The sequence below is a fragment of the Allobosea lathyri genome (assembly GCF_900108245.1).
GTDB classification, from domain to species: domain Bacteria; phylum Pseudomonadota; class Alphaproteobacteria; order Rhizobiales; family Beijerinckiaceae; genus Allobosea; species Allobosea lathyri.
Genome location: NZ_FNUY01000015.1, coordinates 35,756 through 55,081, shown reverse-complemented (window position 1 = coordinate 55,081; position 19,326 = coordinate 35,756). Strand labels below are relative to the sequence as shown.

Here is a 19,326-nt window from a genome sequence, read left to right as displayed (position 1 = left end):
TGGCGAAGCTCCGTCATCCCGGACGCAGCAAAGCGGAGATCCGGGATCCATCGTAGAGCGCTGGCGCCCTTCGATGGATCCCGGATCGGCGCCGCTTCGCGGCTTGTCCGGGATGACGGCGCGTATGTGATGAACGAGGCGCTATTCGCCGAGCTTCGTTCCCAGCCGCCCCGCCAGATCCTGGATGTACTGCCAGGCGGTGCGGCCCGAGCGGCTGCCGCGCGTCGTCGACCACTCCAGTGCTTCGCGGCGTAGCTCATCGGGCGCGATCGCCAGTCCGAAATGGCCGACATAGCCGTCGATCATCTCCAGATATTCGTCCTGGCTGCATTTGTGGAAGCCGAGCCAGAGGCCGAAACGGTCCGACAGCGAGACCTTTTCCTCGATCGCCTCGCCGGGGTTGATCGCCGTGGAGCGCTCATTATCCATCATGTCGCGCGGCATCAGGTGGCGGCGATTCGAGGTGGCGTAGAACACGACGTTTTCGGGCCGCCCCTCGACGCCACCATCCAGTGCCGCCTTCAGCGACTTGTAGGAGGTGTCCTCTCCGTCGAAGGAGAGATCGTCGCAGAAGACGATGGCGCGGTGCCGGTCGGGCCGAAGCAGCCCCATCAGCGCGGGCAGGCTTTCGATGTCCTCGCGGTGGATCTCGATCAGCTTCAGCGGCAGGGCTTCGCCTGCCAGTCGCTTGTTGGTGTCGGCGTGTACAGATTTCACCAGCGACGACTTGCCCATGCCGCGCGCGCCCCAGAGCAGGACATTGTTGGCCGGCAGTCCCCGTGCGAAGCGCTCGGTATTCTCGGCCAGCGTGTCGCGCACACGATCGACGCCGCGCAAAAGCGACAGGGCAACGCGATTGACCTTGGCGACAGGCGCGAGCTCAGGCCCGGCCGGCTGCCAGACGAAGGCGTCGGCGATCGTCATATCCACGGGCTTGCGCGGCGGCGGAGCGATGCGCTCCAGCGCAGAGGCGATGCGCAGCAGGGTTTCGAGGGTCTGGTCGGTGGCGATGTCGGTCATCGTGGAGCGCCTTCGAACGGTCGGTCTGGCAACCGTACCCGGCGGTACGGTCAAACGCACCGTTAACTGCACTGTGTTGCAAAGCGCAAGGCCATTGCGCGAATGGCGCCAAGACCATAGGTGAGGGGCGTGGCCGGGCGATCGGCCGCCTCTGATTGATTTACCGGTGTCGCTGGCTATAGTCCGCGCGATTTTCTGGCCTGACGATGCTTATGCCGCGCCCTGCGGCCGGCGGCGTGCTGCGCCGCTGCGATGAAGGAGTTTCTTTCGTGATCACCCCCGCTTTCGCCCAGGCAACCGGAGCCGGTGGCGGCACCGACATGCTGCTCCAGCTGGTGCCGTTCCTGCTGATCTTCGTGATCATGTGGTTCCTGATCATCCGCCCGCAGCAGAAGCGCGCCAAGACGCATCAGGAAATGATCAAGAACGTGCGTCGTGGCGACACGGTGGTCACCGCCGGCGGCATGGTCGCCAAGGTCTCGAAGGTCATCGACGACGGCGAGATCGAAGCCGAGATCGCTGACGGCGTGCGTGTCCGTCTGGTCAAGGGCATGATCCAGGACGTCCGCACCAAGGGCGAGCCGGTCAAGAGCTGAAGCATGATGATTTGGCATGGAAACACAGCCGTCATCCTGGGCGACCGCAGGTCGTCCCGGGATCCATCGAAGGCCTCGACATCGTCCTTTGATGGATCCCGGAGCTGCGCGGCTTCGCCGCTTGTCCAGGATGACGAGGCGTTTCTGACTTAAGTCGTCATGCTCTCGAACGACGCCCGACCCTGTGAGGGGCCGGCGCGCGACAACAAGGCTGTTCACGCAGATGCTTCGTTTCCAGACCCGCAAGGTCATCCTCGTCCTGCTCGTGCTACTCTTCGGCTGCGGTTTCGCTCTGCCGAACCTGTTTTCGCCCGAGACGCGCAAGGCCATCGAGGTGGGCGCCCCATCCTGGATCCCGCGCATCCTGCTGCCGATCCATGCGGTTGTGCTGGGGCTCGACCTGCAGGGTGGCTCGCATGTGCTGCTCGAGATCGACCGAGCGGACCTCGTGCGCAGCCAGGTGACGCAGCTGCGCGACGATCTGCGCCGCATCCTGCGTGACGAGCGCATCGCCTTCCAGGGCGGTATCGGCATGACGGCGCGCGGCGTGCAGGTTCGCGTGCCGGATGCCGCCGACCGGGCGAGGCTGATGCCGAAGCTGCGTGAACTGGCGCAGCCTGTGGGAACGCTCGGCGCCTTCGGGCCGTCGGGCAACAACACGATCGAGATCTCGGAGCAGCCGGACGGGTTGGTCCAGCTCTCGGTCAGCGAGGCCGGCGCCAATGAGCGCGTTCGTCGCGCGGTCGAGCAGGCCATGGAAGTGCTGCGCCGTCGCGTCGACGCGCTGGGCACGACCGAGCCGAACATCCAGCGCCAGGGCCTCGATCGTATTCTGGTTCAGGTGCCGGGCCTGCAGGACCCGCAGCGGCTCAAGGACATTCTGGGCCAGACCGCGAAGCTCCAGTTCCGCATGGTCGCCGACAATCAGGGCGGCGATGTCGACATGCTGCCGTCGCAGGATTCGGGCGGCGCTCTGGTGCCGGTCGAGCGCCGCGTCATCGTCGAGGGCGCTGATCTCGTCGATGCGCAGCCCGCCTTCGATTCGCGCTCCAGCCAGCCGATCGTGAATTTCCGCTTCAACATCCGCGGCGCGCAGCGCTTCGGGCAGGCGACGACGGAAAATCTCGGCCGCCCGCTGGCGATCGTGCTCGACAACAAGGTGATCTCGTCGCCGGTCATCCAGTCGCCGATCACCGGCGGTTCGGGCCAGATCTCGGGCAACTTCACCGTCGAGGCCGTCAACAACCTCGCGATCCTGCTGCGTGCAGGCGCGCTGCCGGCCAAGATGACGATCGTCGAGGAGCGCACGGTCGGCCCCGGCCTCGGCGCGGATTCGATCCAGGCCGGCAAGATGGCGACCCTGATCGCGACCGTGCTCGTCATCCTCTACATGATCCTGACCTATGGCGTGTTCGGCTTCATCGCCTCGATCGCGCTGCTCGTCCATGTCTGCCTGATCTTCGGGTTGATGTCGGTGCTGGGCGCGACGATGACGCTGCCGGGCATTGCGGGCATCGTGCTCACCATCGGTACGGCAGTCGATTCCAACGTGCTGATCTATGAGCGCATGCGCGAGGAGGAGCATCAGGGCCGATCTCTCGTCTCCGCCCTGGAGGCCGGCTTCCAGCGCGCCTTCGCCACGATCATCGATTCCAACGTCACGATGCTGATCGCGGCCGTGGCGCTGTTCTCGCTCGGCTCGGGACCTGTCCGCGGCTTCGCCGTCGTCTTCATCCTCGGCATTCTCACGACCGTGATCACGGCCGTGACGCTGACGCGGATGCTGATCGCGCTGTGGTATCGCTGGGCTCGGCCCAAAGCCCTTCCGTTCTGACGCAAGCAACCCCTTTGAGGAGATAGCGCATGCGTCTGCTTCGCATCGTTCCCGACAATACCACCTTCAAGATCGTCCGTTTCCGCTGGTTCAGCTATCCGTTTTCGGCGGCCTACTCGATCCTGGTGATCACGCTCTTCCTGACGATCGGCCTGAATTTCGGCATCGACTTCAAGGGCGGCACGCTGATCGAGATGCAGGCCAAGGCGGGCCGGCCCGACATCGCTTCCGTGCGCCAGACGGCGCACGGCCTCGGCTTCGGCGAGGCGGAGGTGCAGGAGTTCGGCAGCGGCGGCGAGATTTCGATGCGCTTTGCGCTGCAGCCGGGTGGCGAGGTGGCGCAGCAGCAGGTCGTGGTCAAGGCGCGCGAGGCGTTCGCGTCGGCTTACGATTTCCGCCGGGTCGAGACGGTCGGCCCGCGTGTCTCCGGAGAGCTGGTGCAGGCCGGCGCGCTCGGCGTCGTTCTCGCGATCGTCGGCGTGCTGATCTATCTCTGGTTCCGCTTCGAGATGCCGCTCGCCATCGGCGCGATCCTCGGCACGCTGCACGACATCGTGCTGACGATGGGCTTCTTCCTGATCACGCAGCTCGAATTCAACCTGACCTCGATCGCGGCGATCCTGACCATCGTCGGCTATTCGCTGAACGAGACCGTGGTGGTGTTCGACCGCACGCGCGAATTGCTGCGGCGCTACAAGGCCATGCCGGTGGCCGATCTGCTCGACCTCTCGGTCAACTCGACCCTGTCGCGCACTGCGATCACCTCGACCACGACCGTGCTCGCGCTCATCGCGCTCGTGCTGTTCGGCGGCTCGGCGATCGAGGGCTTCGCGCTTGTCATGCTGTTTGGCGTGGTGGTCTGCACCTATTCGGCGATGTTCATCTCGACGCCTGTGCTGCTCTATCTCGATGTCCGGTCCGGCCGGCTTGATCAGGCCGACGAGAAGGTGCCTGCCGGAGCCAAGGCGAAGGCGGGCTGAGGCAGAAGGCGTCGGTCATGGCGCGCTTCGACGGTTTTCTTCCCGGCCGCCACCAACTCGATGCGTTCGGAGCCGGTGGCTTCCGCTTCGCCGATATGAGCCATCGTGGCTCGGTGCTTGTGACGCCGGCCGGCATTCGTATCTGGCCGGTGACGCGCTTCGCCGACATCACGCCTGAGAGCCTGCAGCCTGTGCTCGACGAGGCTGAGAGTATCGATTTCCTGCTGATCGGGACGGGCAACGACATTGCCTTCATTCCGTCGGTCTTGCGTGACAGGTTCAGGCAGGTCGGGATCACGATCGAAGGCATGGCGACAGGCGCGGCCGCCCGGACCTATAATGTGCTGGTGGGCGAAGACAGGCGAGTCGCGGCGGCGCTGATCGCGGTCGAATAGAGTGCGCTAACTCCGTTCGGCAGGCGTAGCCTTACAGGCCAAGCTCGGCCTACAATGCCCCGGTGAGCGAGGCCGACAGATGACAGGCCAGGGCGGGATGATGCCGCAGACGCAGACCGACGATCGCCGTGACACCGCGCCTGCGGCGCTGCCGGCGGCCTATGCGCATTGCGCTTCGCTGGTGCGCGAACACGATCAGGATCGCTATATCGCCGGTCTCTACGCTCCCGAGGCGCAGCGGCCGTCGCTATTTGCGCTCTATGCCTTCAGCCACGAAATCGCTCGCGTGCGCGCGCTCGTCAGCGAGCCGCTGCCCGGCGAGGTCAGGCTGCAATGGTGGCGCGATCTTCTCGAAGGGGATGCGCAAGGGGAGGTGCAGGCTCATCCTGTCGCGGCAGCCCTTCTCGACAGCATCAAACGCTATCGTCTGCCGGTCGCGCCCCTGACCGCGCTGATCGAGGCGCGCGTCTTCGATCTCTATGACGATCCGATGCCCTCGCTACGCGATCTGGAGGGGTATGCGGGGGAAACGTCGAGCGCGCTGATCCGGCTCGCCTCGATCATCCTGGCCAATGGCCGCGATCCCGGCGGCGCCGCGGCTGCCGGCTATGCCGGCGTCGCCTATGCGCTGAACGGGTTGATGCGGGCCTTTCCCTGGCATGCCGCCGAGGGGCAGGTCTATATTCCCGCCGATATCCTGTCCCGCAACGGTGTCACACGGGATGATATCGTGCGCGGTCGCGGCGGGCCCGGCGTGCTCTATTCGCTGAAGGAACTGCGCGACATCGCCCGCGCGCATCTGGCCAAGCTGCGCGACCTGCGTGAGACCGTGCCTTCGGCCGTCATGCCGGCGTTTTTGCCGGTCGCGCTGGTCGAGCCCTATCTCAAGCGGATGGAGCGCAGCGGCTACGACCCGTACCGCACGATCATCACGCTACCTGCCTGGCAGCGGCAATGGCTGATCTGGCGCGCGTCGCGGGCAGGGCGCTGAATTACCCGTCATTGCGAGCGTAGCGAAGCAATCCAGGAGGACGTAGAGCGAAGCGCTGGATTGCTTCGCTACGCTCGCAATGACGACTACTCCGCCGCCTGAACCGCCGCACCGCCGGCCCAGGCGTCCATCTCCACCTTCGCCCGGGCGGTCAGCGCGTGCTTGCGTGCGACGCTCTTGGCGGGACCCTTCAGCTTCTTGCCGTCGGGGCCGTGCGTTGCCTGGCCCTCGATATGCGGGAACAGGCCGAAATTGATGTTCATCGGCTGGAAGGAGCGCGGCCCCTCGTCGATGGTGACGATGTGGCCGCCGGTGATGTGGTTGACCAGCGCGCCGAGCGCCGTCGTCGCAGGCGGCAGATCGAGTTCGTTGCCGAGGCGCTCGGCAGCGGCCATGCGGCCCGCCAGCAGGCCGATCGCGGCGCTTTCGACATAGCCCTCGCAGCCGGTGATCTGGCCGGCGAAGCGCAGGCGCGGATCGGCCTTCAGCCGCAGCCGCTCGTCGAGCAGCTTGGGCGAGTTGAGATAGGTGTTGCGGTGGATGCCGCCGAGCCTTGCGAATTCGGCGTTCTGGAGGCCCGGGATCATCCGGAAGATCGCGGCCTGCTCGCCATATTTCAGCTTGGTCTGGAAGCCCGTCATGTTGAACAGGGTGCCCAGCGCATTGTCCTGGCGCAGCTGCACCACGGCATAGGCCTTCACCGTCGGGTTGTGCTTGTTGGTCAGCCCGACCGGCTTCATCGGTCCCCAGCGCAGTGTTTCGCGCCCGCGCTCGGCCATGACCTCGATCGGCAGGCAGCCGTCGAAATAGGGCGTGCCCTCCCACTCCTTGAACTCGGTCTTTTCGGCCGCCAGCAGCGCGTCGATGAAGGCCTCGTACTGGTCGCGGTCGAGCGGGCAGTTGATGTAGTCGGCGCCGGTGCCGCCCGGACCCGCCTTGTCATAGCGCGACTGGAACCAGGCCTGATCCATGTCGACCGAATCGAAATGCACGATCGGGGCGATGGCGTCGAAGAAGGCGAGTTCGGTTTCTCCGGTCAGCGACTGGATGCCCTGCGCCAGCGAGGGCGAGGTGAGGGGGCCGGTCGCGATGATGACCTTGTCCCATTCAGCAGGTGGCAGGCCGGCGATCTCGGCCCGGTCTATCGTGACCAGTGGGTGGGCTTCGAGCGCGGCCGTGACGCCTTCCGCAAACCCGTCGCGATCGACGGCCAGCGCGCCGCCGGCCGGGACCTGATGCGCGTCGCCCTTGGCCATGATCAGCGAGTTCAGCCGGCGCATCTCCCAATGCAGCTGGCCGACCGCATTGCTTAGCGAATCGTCGGAGCGGAACGAGTTGGAGCAGACGAGCTCGGCCAGGCTTTGCGTCTTGTGCGCGTCGGTGCCGCGCTGCGGGCGCATTTCGTGGAGCACGACCGGCACGCCGGCCTCTGCGATCTGCCAGGCAGCCTCCGAGCCCGCAAGCCCGCCGCCGATGATGTGAATGGGTTCCATCGCTGGGATGTGTCCGCAGCGGGCCGGAAGGTCAAGGGGAGGACAAAAATTCCGGCCCAAAACGCAAAATGCCCGCTCGAAAGCGGGCATTCGCTCTTCGACCAAAGTTCGCGGGGAGGACGCGAACCCGGGAGAAACTATTCGGAGCCGGTAGAAGGCTCGGATATCAGATGACGGCGTGCGTACGGGCGATGAAGGGGATCTCCGAACGCGACAGGCCCAGATCGTCCAGCTCGCGATCGGTCAGGCGCGAGAGCTCGCGGACGGTCTCACGATAACGCAGGTACGAGCGGATCTTGGCGGCGATCATGGTGACGAACATTGTAATTCTCCTAAGTTCTTTCGGGGGTTAGTCCCGACAGCGATGAATTCGTTGTGCACTGCATATAGGCGAGCCACTCTGCCTCTCACAGAGGCGAGTTATCAGTTCCGTTATGCGTCTTGCGCATAGTCAGTTAAGGGATCGGTCATTTTTATGAGACCTCCCGCGTTTCGTGCTCCCCTGGGTGGCGTTTGCGACTCGAGATCTGCCTATTTCGTAGTCATTCGAGTTTTCGAGCCTTAAGAAATTCCGTCATCGCCTTTGGAATAGGCATGTTGCACCTGCTCAGTCTGCCGATACACGTCAAAGACGGCCCGGCTTGGCCGTGTGGCCTTTTGCCGCCAGCCCCGACACAGGCGGGCTGCGCGGGCTAAAATTCTTCTTCTGCAGGGGCCGACGCGCGTGTGACGCATGGCAACCGGGGCTTGCGGCCCGTTGTCGGGCGCACTGTGCTCGACGAGCTGGAAGCACTGCTCCGTCGCAGCCCAGCCGTATGATTCCGATGCGCTTGCCCTGGTCGCGTAAGCTGCGGCGCCCAAGCGGCTGGATCGTGGTTAACGGGTTTCGCAAGGCCGGCGGTGCGGCTATGCTGTGCCAAAGCGATTGGGGTCATATCGAGCGCTTCCGGAGACCAGCCGGTATTGGTTGGAAGGGGGAATGGCCTTGCGTTTCATGCCCTGCGCCGCTCGTCGAACCGGAGCTATGCGGCGGCGCGAATTCGTCGCGCTCTTTGGCGGTGCGGCAGCGTGGATGACTCCGGCCCGCGCTCAGCGGCTGGCCATGCCGGTCATTGGCTATCTCGGCTCCGAATCCCCTGAACCCTATGCCAGTCGCCTCAAGGCGTTCCGAGAAGGGCTGGCAGAGACCGGCTATATCGCGGGGCGCAATGTCGCGATCGAGTTTCGCTGGGCGGAAGGTCAATACCGCCAGCTGCCTGCCCTCGCGACAGAACTCGTCAATCGCCAGGTGACCGTGATCGTGGCGCCGGGTGGCGCCGAGGTTGCGCTGGCGGCCAAATCGGCGACCAGGACGATCCCGATCGTCTTTGAGATGGGCGGCGATCCCATTGCGCTGGGCGTGGTCGGCAGCCTGTCCCGGCCGGGCGGCAATCTCACGGGCGTGTCGAGCCTGAGTGTGGAAGCCTCGCTCAAGCGGCTGGAGTTCATGCACGAGCTCTTTCCGGCCAACCGGGTTTTCGCGGTTGCGGCCAACCCGACCAGCCCGACCTCGAATTCCCAACTGGCGAACCTGCATGCGGGAGCCAGCAGCCTCGGACTGCAGCTGCGCATTCTGAACGCCAGCACCGAACAGGAATTCGAAGCCGTGTTCGCGGCTGTCGCCGGGATGCAAGCGGGTGGGCTGGTCTTCACCTCCGATCCCTATTTCGCCTATCGCAGCGGCCAACTGGCCGCGCTCGCAGCCCGCCATGGCGTGCCTGCCATCACCCAATCGCGCGACTTCCCCGTAGCCGGCGGGCTGATGAGCTATGGCGGCGATTTCGACCAGTCGCACCGTCACGCCGGGATGTATGCCGGTCGCATACTCAAGGGCGAGCGGCCTGCCGATCTGGCGGTTCAGCGGGTCACGAAAGTCGAGCTGTTCATCAATCTCAAGGCTGCCAAGGCGCTCGGCATTGCCTTTCCGCCCTCGATTTTGAGCAGTGCCGACGCCGTGATCGAATGACTACTCTCGAATGACCTGACCCGAGCAAGCTGGCTGAGAGGCCGGCGCATGAGCTGACATGGTGACACACTCTCCCGTCGCCCAACGAACCTCGCTGTTCACGAAGTACTTCCTTGCCTTGTTTGCGGCGGTCGTGGTGCCGCTTCTCATCGCGGGCGGGAGCGAGGCGTGGTTCGGATATCACGACCAGCGCGCGAGGCTGAATGATCTTCTGGGGGCGGAAGCCCGCTCGGCGGCATCGAAGATCCAGGACTTCATGGAAGGCATCCGCGACCAGCTCGGCTGGACCGTGCAATTGCCTTGGTCGGACGCTGCCGACGAGCGGCGCCGGCTTGATGCCTTGCGCCTCATGCGTCAGGTCCCTGCCGTGGTGAGCCTCAGCCTGATCGATGCTGCCGGCCGGGAACGGCTGTTCGTCTCGCGTATCGGCCTGAACAGGGTCGAGGGCGGCGATGACCAGTCGGCCAATCCAGCCGTGATCGGCGCCCGCCGCAATCGGGTCTGGTTCGGCCCGGTCACGTTCTATCGCGGGTCGGAGCCCTATATGACCATCGCAGTGGCGGGCAACCGCTCGGCGGTCGGGGTCACGGTCGCGGAGATCAACCTCAAATTCATCTGGGACGTGGTCTCGGCGATCCATGTCGGGAAAACCGGGGAGGCGTTCGTGCTCGACCAGCCGGGACGCCTCGTTGCCCATCCCGATATCAGCCTGGTCTTGCGCGCCGACGAGGCGGCCACCTGGCCGCTCAAGGCCTTGCGGGCGGCCATTCTGGCGCGGCCCGGCCAGGCGGTTGCCGGCGTGGACATTGCGGGGAATACGGTGCTGGCCGCGATGGCGCCGATCCCCGGCGTCGATTGGAGCGTTATCGTCAAGCAGCCCGTGGCCGAGGCGTTCGGGCCGATCCATGCCGCGCTCTGGCGTACCGGCGCGTTGCTCATCGGCGGCGCGGCGCTGGCGGCGCTGCTCGCCTACTGGCTGACCCAGCGCATGATCGGGCCGATACGCCTGCTGGAGGACGGTGTCGCCCGGATCGGCGCGGGCCAGTTCGACCACCGGATCGATCTTGCGACGGGCGATGAATTCGAGCGGGTCGCGACCCGCTTCAACGAGATGGCCGGCGAATTGGCCGTCTCGCAGGAGCACGCGGAGCGCATCAGCCGGCTCAGGCGCTTTCTGGCGCCGCAGGTGGCCGAGCTGGTCGACCGTACCGGCGATGACAGCGTGCTCGAGGGGCGGCGCGTCGAAGTCGTCGTGGTGTTCTGCGATCTGCGCGGGTTCACCGCCTTCTCGGCCCGGGAAGAGCCCGAAACCATCATGGGTGTGCTCGGCGAATATTACGACGCCCTTCAAAGGGTGATCGGCGCGCATGAGGCCACGCTGACCAGCTTCTCCGGGGATGGGGTGATGGTGCTGGTCAATGCGCCGGTATCCTGCCCGGACCCGGCCCTGCGCGCGGTCAGGATGGCCAGCGACATGCAAACCAGCGTGCAGACGCTGCTGGTCGGCTGGCGGGCGCTGGACCACCGGCTCGGCTTTGGCGTCGGCCTCGCCATGGGGCCGGCGACCGTCGGGCGGATCGGCTCGGAGGGGCGGCTCGACTACACCGCCATCGGCAATGTTGTGAACCTCGCCTCGCGCCTGTGTTCGAGCGCCGAGGATTCCGAAATCCTGATCGACCGCGTTGCGGCTCAGGCTATCGGTTCGCGCGTGCCGCTTGTCGAACTGGACCCACGCAGCCTGAAGGGTTTCGACCAGCCCGTGCCCGTCTTCGCCGCGATCATCGGCGCCGGGCAATAGATCAGGCGATCCGGGCGGCCGCCTTCGCCCAGACCTCGTCCGTCTCCTCGATGCCGAAGCGCTCCAACAGCACGGCCCGCAGCGCGGCGTCATCCGCGATATCCTGAACCAGCGAGGCCTCGCCCAGCCTGTGCTCGGTCAGGCGGCGGTTCAGCAGGGCGAGCCGTCCCCTGGGCAGGATGCGGGCGACGCGCAGCGTGGTGGTGAAGGCAGAGGCCGGGTGCGTCGCGACATAGTGGTTGGAGACCGCTTCGTCGACCGGCCATGTCGGGCGCAGCGTGAAGCGGTAGAGCAGGCGCCAGTCGCCGGCGACCTGCGCGCGCAGCCACCAGTCTTCGCCGGTGCGGTCGAGGCGATAGGGCTCGTGCGGCGTCTGCTGATCGAGGCCGGGCACGAGCCGCATCGGGCCCGTCAGCGTCATGCCGCCGAAGCCGACATCGGCGATCAGATCCTCGCCTTCGCAGGTTAGGTGCAGCAATTTATGGGTCTGTGCGGTCTGCATGTCCTCGGGCTGGCCCATCAGCACGCGCGCGAACAGCGGCACCACCGCGAAACCGAACGCCTCCAGCACCGCCCTGAACAGGGTGTTGTGCTCGAAGCAGTAGCCGCCGCGCTTCGAGCGGACGAGCTTTGCGACGACGCTGGCGAGGTCGATCCTGACGGGCAGGCCGGCGAGCGGGTTCAGGTTCTCGAAGGGGATGGCCTGGGGGTGCAGCAGATGCAGCCGGTCCAGCGCCGCGCGCGTCGGCGCGACCGGGCCGTCATAGCCGATGCGGGCGAGATAGGCGGCGAGATCGGAGGGGGAGAGTGTCGGCGAGGTCATGCTGTCTTATCTCGCAGAAGCCGCGCGCCGTCATCCCGGCGCGGGCTGATATAGTCCGCGGGCGATCTCGCTTTCGACGCGCGCCTGCGCCCGCTCGATCGCCTCGTCGGGGTCGAGGCCGTCGCGGCGGTTTTCCAGCGCGTAGCGGAACAGGCGGTGCTCTTCCTCCGGCAGCGCCTGCATGAAGGCATAGAGGCAGGTCGCGTCGCTGCGCTGGCAGCTTCTGGCGCGCCGGCAGGGCTTGTTCGCGCAATCGCGCCAGACCTCGAGCACATCGCCCATGCGATGCAGGACGACGGGCCGCAATGCCTGCATGCGGTGGAATTTGGCGATATGTTCGGCGCTGAAGGCTGATGTCTCGCGCGTGGCCATGGCGGGCTCCTCTAGCGGGGCGCGCAGCCCGCCTAGCTCGGGAAAAGCGGGCGCGCAGAAAGATCCGCCCACGCTGGCGCGCGGCGGGGGTGACAGGGGCTGGCGGAGCGCCGCGAGGCGCGAGAATGATCCGCGTTCCGAAAGGCCCGGACGCGGCGCGGCGGGATTGAGCCACCCGTCGCACGCCCCGTGGCGCTCCGCCTTCGGCGATTTTTGACCTCGGGCCGCGCTTATCGGGCAGGGCGGTTCAGGAGAGGCGGGTTCGGACACCCCTTTCCCTCACGGGAGAGAAGCGTCGTCGCCACGCCATTCCATCGCCGCCACGCCTTCCAGCGAGCTCCTCGCACAGGGGCCGTAGTACCCCCAGGGCGGTGCCCCGAAGCCTCCCGAGTCTGGCTTGTAAGACCAGCCGCAGGCGCCGACCCTCACCCAACCTCCAGCATACCTCCGGACGGCCGCCCCGTTTGGGTGATGGGCGAGGGCAGGATAGGGCGGGTGATGGGGGGCGGGGATAAGTTTCCTGTGTCCGGTCGAGGCGCCGGCAACGCGGGGAACCCTCTCCTGTAAGGAGAGGGCAGGGTGAGGTGTCGGCCCTTTGACGCCGTGTCCGTGACCTGACAGCAGCGGCCATTGGGGCTTCGCCTCACTGGTCCAGCGGCCGACACCTCACCCCTGCCCGCGCCTCGCCGTCATGGTCGCCCTTGTGGCGACCATCCACGTCTTGCGCGGGAACGATTGGCGGCAGTCTTCGTCACTGGCTGGCCGTCTTCCATCAGCGTCGCAAGACGTGGATGGTCGGGACAAGCCCGACCATGACGGGGAGGGAAGGGCCCGCCCTCATGGGGAACCTCTGCGCGGGAAACCCGTAGTTCCTGTTCGTGCCCGGATGCCGGGCTGCTCCGGACGGACAGGGAGAGGATGATGAAACTGCGCAAACTCGCGATTGCTGATGCGTCGATGGAACGCTCGCCCGGGCAGGAGGGCGAGATTTTCACCGGAAACCTCGTCGACGAGCGGCATGGCGGGCCGGTCACCATCGGCTATGGGCGCTGGGGCGCCGGATCGAGCCTGAGCGAGACGATGGCGGTCGACGACATCATGATCGTGCTGAAAGGCCGGCTCTCCGTCACGACGGAGGACGGGACGGTGACCGCCGGCCCCGGCGAGATCGTCTATATGCCCAAGGGCGAAAAGGTGACGATCCGCGCGCATGAGGAGGACGCGGTGACCGCCTATGTCACCTATCCGCATTGGCGCGAGGCGCAGGGCTAGGCGGGGGAGCCGCGGCGCTCGTCCTTCTCCGGAGGGAGAAGGTGGTCCGGAGGGCTGGAGGAGGGAGCCGCTGGGCCGGGGCGTAACCCCTGCCCGCAGGCGCCGACCCTCACTCACCCAACCTCTAGTATACATTCGGACGGCCGCCCCGTTTGGGTGTGGGCGAGGGCAGGATAAGGCGGATGATGGGGGGCGGGATAAATCATTATCTTGGCCAAACGCGGCCGAGACGCCCGCGCCGTTGACGCAACAATTATGTTGTGTTCTAGTGAGGGCACGATGCTGAATATGATTCTTAATGAGCGGGAACTTCGGGAGGCGCGTGCACAAATTTCAGCGCTCGATGCGGCGTTGTCGTCGGCACGCGCATTGGAGCCTATGATCGCGGGTCTGCCGCCTGAGGTTGCCGCCCAGGTAATGCGAGCGATGAAGGTTGAGCGTTCAGAGCTCTCTTCATTGGTCTCTGCGTATGAATCTGCGAGGGATAGAGGCGATCATGATGCCCTTCGACAACGGGCAGGCGCCGACCCTGGGTTGACGTTAATAGTTGCCAGGATAGCGAAGAGCCTCTCTCAAAAGGAGCTTGCCTGGAGGCTTGGTCTAAAAGAGCAGCAAATTCAAAGGTACGAGGCGGATAGATATAGCAATATTAGTTTGAAGAATTATACTAAGATTGCGATTTTACTTGGGGTCAATCTTCGTGCTGAAATCTTGGATTTAAAAGAATTTCGTGGGATAGAGTGCTTAATAGAGAATGTTTCCAAATCTGACATTAAAAAAGTATTAAAGCATGGGCGAGATAATGGCTGGTTCTCTAACGAGGCCGATGAGTCAGAACTAAAAAGGTTTATTGCTGACAATAAAATTGCTTTTGGAAGCCCTTCTTTGCTTCGCACGGGTCTTAACGTAAGAGATCACAGCGATGATATTTTACTTCACGCTTGGCGTGCGCGGGTTTCCAAAAGGGCTCGTGAGATTATTGCAGATATTAAGCCGCAGTATAATCCTCTCGCCCTTACGTGGGTGCCGGACTTAGTGCGCTTGAGCGTTTACGATGATGGCCCTAAACGCGCTCGCGAGATGATGCTTGAGCACGGCATCATACTCATTGTCGAGCCGCAAATTCCGGGACTTATGATCGACGGGGCGGCCTTCCTTGAGGGGGAAATTCCCGTGATAGGTATGACAATACGGAAGGATTCGGTCGACAACTTTTGGTTTACGCTCCTGCATGAGATAGCTCACGCTACCCTTCATTATCGTACTGGTCTTCGCATTGGCTTTTTTGATCAGGCGGAAGCCGAGGCGGTTGACGAACAAGAAGCAGAGGCCAATTCATTTGCGTCAAATGTTTTAATCCCTGAGGAGCGCTGGCGTCGTTCTGCTGCGCGTATTGCTAAATCGCCTTCTGTGGTTGAACGATTTGCGAACGAATTAGGAATTCATCCGTCGATCGTTTTCGGAAGAATAAGAAAAGAAAGAGATGATTATTCGATATTTTCACAAAATATCGGAATTAATAAAGTCCGTAATGCAATAATTGGCAGTTTCTAGGAGGGTTTTCATGCTTCCGTATTGTCCTGGCTTACGTTTTAAGAAGGGTGAGTACTCGGCTGTTGCAAACCTGATGCCGGACATCCAGAAGTTCGTCGAGCCACGGTTCGTTATTCCGCCGCCAAAGGAATATGATCACGAACTGGAGCGCGTTCCGACTATCGATGAAATCGCATATATGACGGGTGAGCGTATTGGCAAGAACTGGCCCGTTCGGCGTGCTTTTTTGGATGCCAATTTTATTGCAAATCAACTCGATGATGATGGATTAAGGAAGATTTTTAGGATCGCTCAAGGGCGAAACCCACAAATTGTACCGGTCGCGCGGTTGGCAGATCTTAGAAGCCCGTTGTATAAAGAGTTTATGTGTCGCTCGGCCTTAAAAATCGCTGTTTTGGTTACGTATGAAGAGGTCGATGTAGACGCCATTCGTGAAGCGCTGGCGATGGCAAGGGTTGCCGCAGAGGAGTGTGTTCTCTTCATAGATTTTTCGGGCGCGCCCCTTGATCCCGAGATCGCTGCCGGATCAATCGCCGGAATCTTCGATCTTGCCGACCAAGTCGGTCGTTGGCAGAAGATCATTTTCCAAGCGTCAAACTTCCCTTCCAAGAATCCGGCTGTTCATGGTGGAGATGAACTGATCAGCCGGGACGAGTGGAGTGTTTTTCACGCCGCCCTCGATGAATGTGACGTTTCGCCGGATCGGATAGGCTATGGAGATTTCGGCGCCGATTGCAGCGGTATGGTCTTTCCCAAGGGTAAGGGTGGCGGTCGTGCAATTCGGCATATTCGTTATACGACTCCGACACACACTTTGGTTGTTCGAGCCGATAGCGAAGGCAAAGACGATGTCCTTATGCAGGACGTCTGTCAGAGAATTATCGATAGCGGGCAGTTTGCGGGGCAGGCGTTCTCACGAGCAGATCATCAAATTTATCGTGTGGCGCAACGCTTGGATGGTCCAGGCAACGCGACCATGTGGCGTGAGTGGAACATGATACATCACATGACCCGGGTTGTCCGAGACCTGGGTGTGATGGCGGGAGTCAGCTTCTCGGATGGCCCAACAACTGTCGCAGCAGAGCAATTTGCTTTATTTGAGGAGGATCAGGACGCTTAACGTTCGTGAAAGAGCGAGCATGAGTCGTGTCCGCATCCGCGCAGTAATCAGGGATACGCCTGACAGAAGGCCAGCTAATGATGGTCAACCAGTTGCGATTGCAATGCTGCGCTCCGTGACATGCCGCTGACGTTTCACTCCGCCGCCTGCCGCACCGCCCCCTTCGCCTTCTTGATCGGCCGCCGCTCCAGCACGTCCTTGAGGAACCGCGCGGTGTGGCCTTTGCCGATCCGGACGATGTCCTCCGGCGTGCCCTGGGCCACGACCTGGCCGCCGCCGTCGCCGCCTTCGGGGCCCATGTCGATGACCCAGTCGGCCGTCTTCACCACTTCGAGATTGTGCTCGATCACCACGACCGAATTGCCCTGGTCGACCAGCTCGTGCAGCACTTCCATGAGCTTGGCGACGTCGTGGAAATGCAGGCCGGTGGTGGGCTCGTCGAGGATATAGAGCGTGCGGCCGGTGGCGCGCTTGGAGAGTTCCTTGGAGAGCTTTACGCGTTGGGCCTCGCCGCCTGACAATGTCGTGGCTTGCTGGCCGACCTTGACATAGTCGAGCCCGACGCGATGCAGCGTCTCCATCTTGTCGCGGATCGAGGGCACGGCCTTGAACAGGATCTTGGCCTCCTCGACCGACATGTCCAGCACATCGGCGATCGACTTGTCGCGATATTTGACCTCGAGGGTTTCGCGATCATAGCGCTTGCCCTTGCAGACGTCGCAGGTGACGTAGACATCCGGCAGGAAGTGCATCTCGATCTTGATGACGCCGTCGCCCTGGCAGGCCTCGCAGCGGCCTCCCTTTACGTTGAAGCTGAACCTGCCGGCCTGATAGCCGCGCGCCTTTGCCTCGGGCAGGCCGGCGAACCATTCGCGGATCGGCGTGAAGGCGCCGGTATAGGTCGCGGGGTTGGAGCGCGGGGTGCGGCCGATCGGCGACTGGTCGATGTCGATGACCTTGTCGAGCAGTTCCATGCCCTCGATGCGATCATGCGGGGCCGGGTGTTCGATCGAGCCGTTGAGCTTGCGCGCCACCGCCTTGTAGAGCGTGTCGATCACCAGCGTCGACTTGCCGCCGCCCGACACGCCGGTGATGCAGGTGAAGAGCCCCAGCGGGATGTCGACCGTGACATCCTTGAGGTTGTTGCCGCGCGCGCCGACGATCCTGAGCGAGCGGCCCTTGGTCGCCTTGCGGCGCTTGTCGGGCACCGCGACGCTCATCTCGCCGGTGAGATATTTGCCGGTCAGGGAGTTGGGATCGTCGAGGATGTCCTGCGGCGTGCCCTTGGCGACGATCTCGCCGCCATGGATGCCGGCGCCAGGGCCGACATCGACGACATAATCGGCAGTCAGGATCGCGTCCTCGTCATGCTCGACGACGATGACGGTGTTGCCGAGGTCGCGCAGGCGGCGCAGCGTGCCGAGCAGGCGCTCGTTGTCGCGCTGGTGCAGGCCGATCGAGGGCTCGTCCAGCACATAGAGCACGCCGGTGAGCCCCGAGCCGATCTGTGATGCCAGCCGGATGCGCTGGCTCTCGCCGCCCGAAAGCGTGCGCGAGCCGCGCGCCAGCGTGAGATATTCGAGGCCGACATCGAGCAGGAAGGTCAGCCGGTCGCGGATTTCCTTGAGGATGCGCGGGGCGATCTCGTTCTGCTTCTTCGACAGGCGGCCGGGCAGGGCGGTGACCCAGGCCAGCGCATCCTTGACCGAGAGCTTCGAGACCTCGCCGATATGCGCGCCGGCGATCTTCACCGCCAGCGCCTCGGGCTTGAGGCGATAGCCGTCGCAGGCCTTGCACGGCGTCTCGGACATGAAGCGGCCGATCTCCTCGCGGGCCCAGTCCGATTCCGTCTCCTTCCAGCGCCGCTCCATATTGGTGATGACGCCCTCGAAGGGCTTCCTCACCTCATAGGCGCGCAGGCCGTCATTATAGGCCATCTTCACGGGTTCGGTGCCGGTGCCGAACAGGATGGCGATACGGGCATTGTCGGGCAGTTCCGACCAGGGCTTGGTCATCGAGAAGCCGAAATGCCTGGCGAGCGATTCCAGCGTCTGGCCGTAATAGGGCGAGGTCGACTTGGCCCAGGGGGCGATCGCGCCTTTCTTCAGAGTGAGCGCGCTGTCGGGTACGATCATGTCGGGATCGATGCGCATCTCATGGCCGAGACCGTCGCAGGTCGGGCAGGCGCCGAAGGGGTTGTTGAAGGAGAACAGGCGCGGCTCGATCTCGGGGATGGTGAAGCCTGAGACCGGGCAGGCGAATTTCGAGGAGAAGGTGACGCGCCTGGCGTCGCCATTCTCTTCCTTCTCGTCGGCATATTCGAAGACGGCGATGCCGTCGGCCAGTTCCAGCGCCTGCTCCAGCGAATCCGCCAGCCGCGCGCCGAGATCGGGCCTGATCACGATGCGATCGACGACGACGTCGATGTCGTGCTTGAACTTCTTGTCGAGGGTCGGGGCATCGGGGATTTCGTAGAACTCGCCATTGACCTTGACGCGCTGGAAGCCGCGCTTCAGCCAGTCGGCCATCTCCTTGCGGAACTCGCCCTTGCGGCCGCGCACGACCGGCGCCAGCAGATAGCCGCGCGTCTTTTCCGGCAGCTCGATGAGCCGGTCGACCATCTGGCTGACGGTCTGGCTCTCGATCGGCAGGCCTGTGGCGGGCGAATAGGGCACGCCGGCGCGGGCCCAGAGCAGGCGCATATAGTCGTGAATCTCGGTGACCGTGCCGACCGTCGAGCGCGGATTCTTCGAGGTCGTCTTCTGCTCGATCGAGATCGCCGGCGAGAGCCCGTCGATCTGGTCGACATCGGGCTTCTGCATCATTTCGAGGAACTGGCGCGCATAGGCCGAGAGGCTCTCGACATAGCGGCGCTGGCCCTCGGCATAGATCGTGTCGAAGGCCAGCGAGGATTTGCCCGAGCCCGACAGGCCGGTGAAGACCACGAGCTTGTCGCGGGGAATGGCGAGGTCGATGTTCTTGAGATTGTGCTCGCGGGCACCGCGCACGGAAATCACGCGTGCGTTCGGGTCGACCGCGCGGTTGCGGTCGAACATGTCCTCCAGCGTGGCGG

16 protein-coding genes are annotated in these 19,326 nt (G+C 63.7%); 10 read left to right on the top strand and 6 right to left on the bottom strand.

What is annotated here, in order from left to right:
• Positions 1-141: 141 nt before the first annotated feature.
• On the bottom strand, positions 142-1,020 hold the full coding sequence (locus C4S73_RS24970) for an ATP-binding protein (RefSeq protein WP_103875301.1): 879 nt from the start codon (positions 1,018-1,020) through the stop codon (positions 142-144).
• 212 nt (positions 1,021-1,232) lie between these two features.
• On the opposite strand from C4S73_RS24970, the gene yajC reads away from it, so the two are divergent.
• The 5 genes from yajC (at position 1,233) to C4S73_RS24945 (ending at position 5,816) form a co-directional block, all read left to right on the top strand.
• Positions 1,233-1,616 carry a preprotein translocase subunit YajC gene (gene yajC / locus C4S73_RS24965; RefSeq protein ID WP_103875300.1) on the top strand — a complete coding sequence of 128 codons (384 nt, stop codon included), beginning with the start codon at positions 1,233-1,235 and terminating at the stop codon, positions 1,614-1,616.
• A 223-nt stretch (positions 1,617-1,839) separates the two neighbouring features.
• On the top strand, positions 1,840-3,450 hold the full coding sequence (gene secD / locus C4S73_RS24960; RefSeq protein ID WP_103875299.1) for a protein translocase subunit SecD: 1,611 nt from the start codon (positions 1,840-1,842) through the stop codon (positions 3,448-3,450).
• Positions 3,451-3,479: 29 nt separating this feature from the next.
• Positions 3,480-4,430, top strand: coding sequence for a protein translocase subunit SecF (gene secF / locus C4S73_RS24955; protein WP_103875298.1), 951 nt, complete (start codon positions 3,480-3,482; stop codon positions 4,428-4,430).
• Positions 4,431-4,447: 17 nt separating this feature from the next.
• Positions 4,448-4,825, top strand: coding sequence for an Mth938-like domain-containing protein (locus tag C4S73_RS24950; RefSeq protein WP_103875297.1), 378 nt, complete (start codon positions 4,448-4,450; stop codon positions 4,823-4,825).
• A gap of 79 nt (positions 4,826-4,904) precedes the next feature.
• Positions 4,905-5,816: a phytoene/squalene synthase family protein gene (locus C4S73_RS24945; protein ID WP_425290376.1), complete on the top strand. Its 912-nt coding sequence runs from the start codon at positions 4,905-4,907 to the stop codon at positions 5,814-5,816.
• An 86-nt stretch (positions 5,817-5,902) separates the two neighbouring features.
• On the opposite strand, the gene trmFO is transcribed toward C4S73_RS24945, so the two are convergent.
• Together trmFO and C4S73_RS24935 are read right to left on the bottom strand one after the other, a co-directional pair.
• On the bottom strand, positions 5,903-7,309 hold the full coding sequence (trmFO, locus tag C4S73_RS24940; RefSeq protein ID WP_103875296.1) for a methylenetetrahydrofolate--tRNA-(uracil(54)-C(5))-methyltransferase (FADH(2)-oxidizing) TrmFO: 1,407 nt from the start codon (positions 7,307-7,309) through the stop codon (positions 5,903-5,905).
• A 166-nt stretch (positions 7,310-7,475) separates the two neighbouring features.
• Positions 7,476-7,631, bottom strand: coding sequence for a DUF1127 domain-containing protein (locus C4S73_RS24935; protein WP_103875295.1), 156 nt, complete (start codon positions 7,629-7,631; stop codon positions 7,476-7,478).
• A gap of 702 nt (positions 7,632-8,333) precedes the next feature.
• Here C4S73_RS24935 and C4S73_RS24930 point away from each other — a divergent pair.
• Positions 8,334-9,314 carry an ABC transporter substrate-binding protein gene (locus C4S73_RS24930; RefSeq protein WP_103875294.1) on the top strand — a complete coding sequence of 327 codons (981 nt, stop codon included), beginning with the start codon at positions 8,334-8,336 and terminating at the stop codon, positions 9,312-9,314.
• A 58-nt stretch (positions 9,315-9,372) separates the two neighbouring features.
• The gene (locus C4S73_RS24925; RefSeq protein ID WP_103875293.1) at positions 9,373-11,112 is read left to right on the top strand and encodes an adenylate/guanylate cyclase domain-containing protein; all 1,740 of its coding nucleotides are present in this window, start codon (positions 9,373-9,375) and stop codon (positions 11,110-11,112) included.
• A 1-nt stretch (position 11,113) separates the two neighbouring features.
• Here C4S73_RS24925 and C4S73_RS24920 read toward each other — a convergent pair whose 3' ends face one another.
• Together C4S73_RS24920 and C4S73_RS24915 are read right to left on the bottom strand one after the other, a co-directional pair.
• A complete protein-coding gene (locus C4S73_RS24920; RefSeq protein WP_103875292.1) occupies positions 11,114-11,935 on the bottom strand; it encodes an arylamine N-acetyltransferase family protein in 822 nt (273 codons plus the stop codon).
• 30 nt (positions 11,936-11,965) lie between these two features.
• Positions 11,966-12,307, bottom strand: coding sequence for a hypothetical protein (locus C4S73_RS24915; protein WP_103875291.1), 342 nt, complete (start codon positions 12,305-12,307; stop codon positions 11,966-11,968).
• A gap of 921 nt (positions 12,308-13,228) precedes the next feature.
• On the opposite strand from C4S73_RS24915, the gene C4S73_RS24910 reads away from it, so the two are divergent.
• The 3 genes from C4S73_RS24910 to C4S73_RS24900 all read left to right on the top strand — a co-directional run bounded on the left by C4S73_RS24910 (position 13,229) and on the right by C4S73_RS24900 (position 16,253).
• A complete protein-coding gene (locus tag C4S73_RS24910) occupies positions 13,229-13,579 on the top strand; it encodes an AraC family ligand binding domain-containing protein (RefSeq protein ID WP_103875338.1) in 351 nt (116 codons plus the stop codon).
• Positions 13,580-13,858: 279 nt separating this feature from the next.
• Positions 13,859-15,133 (top strand): XRE family transcriptional regulator, encoded by a 1,275-nt coding sequence (locus C4S73_RS24905; protein WP_103875290.1) that lies wholly within the window; start codon positions 13,859-13,861, stop codon positions 15,131-15,133.
• Positions 15,134-15,143: 10 nt separating this feature from the next.
• Positions 15,144-16,253 carry a beta family protein gene (locus C4S73_RS24900; protein WP_103875289.1) on the top strand — a complete coding sequence of 370 codons (1,110 nt, stop codon included), beginning with the start codon at positions 15,144-15,146 and terminating at the stop codon, positions 16,251-16,253.
• A 134-nt stretch (positions 16,254-16,387) separates the two neighbouring features.
• Here C4S73_RS24900 and uvrA read toward each other — a convergent pair whose 3' ends face one another.
• Positions 16,388-19,309 (bottom strand): excinuclease ABC subunit UvrA, encoded by a 2,922-nt coding sequence (gene uvrA / locus C4S73_RS24895; RefSeq protein WP_244595786.1) that lies wholly within the window; start codon positions 19,307-19,309, stop codon positions 16,388-16,390.
• Between the last annotated feature and the right edge of the window lie 17 nt (positions 19,310-19,326).

Bases quoted from the DNA above. Each gene is read 5' to 3' on its own strand.
- C4S73_RS24970 (WP_103875301.1), bottom strand. From the start codon at position 1,020: ATGACCGACATCGCCACCGACCAGACCCTCGAAACCCTGCTGCGCATC.
- C4S73_RS24930 (WP_103875294.1), top strand. From the start codon at position 8,334: ATGCGGCGGCGCGAATTCGTCGCGCTCTTTGGCGGTGCGGCAGCGTGG.
- C4S73_RS24935 (WP_103875295.1), bottom strand. From the start codon at position 7,631: ATGTTCGTCACCATGATCGCCGCCAAGATCCGCTCGTACCTGCGTTAT.
- C4S73_RS24945 (WP_425290376.1), top strand. From the start codon at position 4,905: ATGACAGGCCAGGGCGGGATGATGCCGCAGACGCAGACCGACGATCGC.
- C4S73_RS24900 (WP_103875289.1), top strand. From the start codon at position 15,144: ATGCTTCCGTATTGTCCTGGCTTACGTTTTAAGAAGGGTGAGTACTCG.
- C4S73_RS24910 (WP_103875338.1), top strand. From the start codon at position 13,229: ATGAAACTGCGCAAACTCGCGATTGCTGATGCGTCGATGGAACGCTCG.
- uvrA (WP_244595786.1), bottom strand. From the start codon at position 19,309: ATGTTCGACCGCAACCGCGCGGTCGACCCGAACGCACGCGTGATTTCC.
- trmFO (WP_103875296.1), bottom strand. From the start codon at position 7,309: ATGGAACCCATTCACATCATCGGCGGCGGGCTTGCGGGCTCGGAGGCT.
- C4S73_RS24950 (WP_103875297.1), top strand. From the start codon at position 4,448: ATGGCGCGCTTCGACGGTTTTCTTCCCGGCCGCCACCAACTCGATGCG.
- secD (WP_103875299.1), top strand. From the start codon at position 1,840: ATGCTTCGTTTCCAGACCCGCAAGGTCATCCTCGTCCTGCTCGTGCTA.
- yajC (WP_103875300.1), top strand. From the start codon at position 1,233: ATGCCGCGCCCTGCGGCCGGCGGCGTGCTGCGCCGCTGCGATGAAGGA.
- C4S73_RS24915 (WP_103875291.1), bottom strand. From the start codon at position 12,307: ATGGCCACGCGCGAGACATCAGCCTTCAGCGCCGAACATATCGCCAAA.
- C4S73_RS24925 (WP_103875293.1), top strand. From the start codon at position 9,373: ATGGTGACACACTCTCCCGTCGCCCAACGAACCTCGCTGTTCACGAAG.
- secF (WP_103875298.1), top strand. From the start codon at position 3,480: ATGCGTCTGCTTCGCATCGTTCCCGACAATACCACCTTCAAGATCGTC.
- C4S73_RS24905 (WP_103875290.1), top strand. From the start codon at position 13,859: ATGCTGAATATGATTCTTAATGAGCGGGAACTTCGGGAGGCGCGTGCA.
- C4S73_RS24920 (WP_103875292.1), bottom strand. From the start codon at position 11,935: ATGACCTCGCCGACACTCTCCCCCTCCGATCTCGCCGCCTATCTCGCC.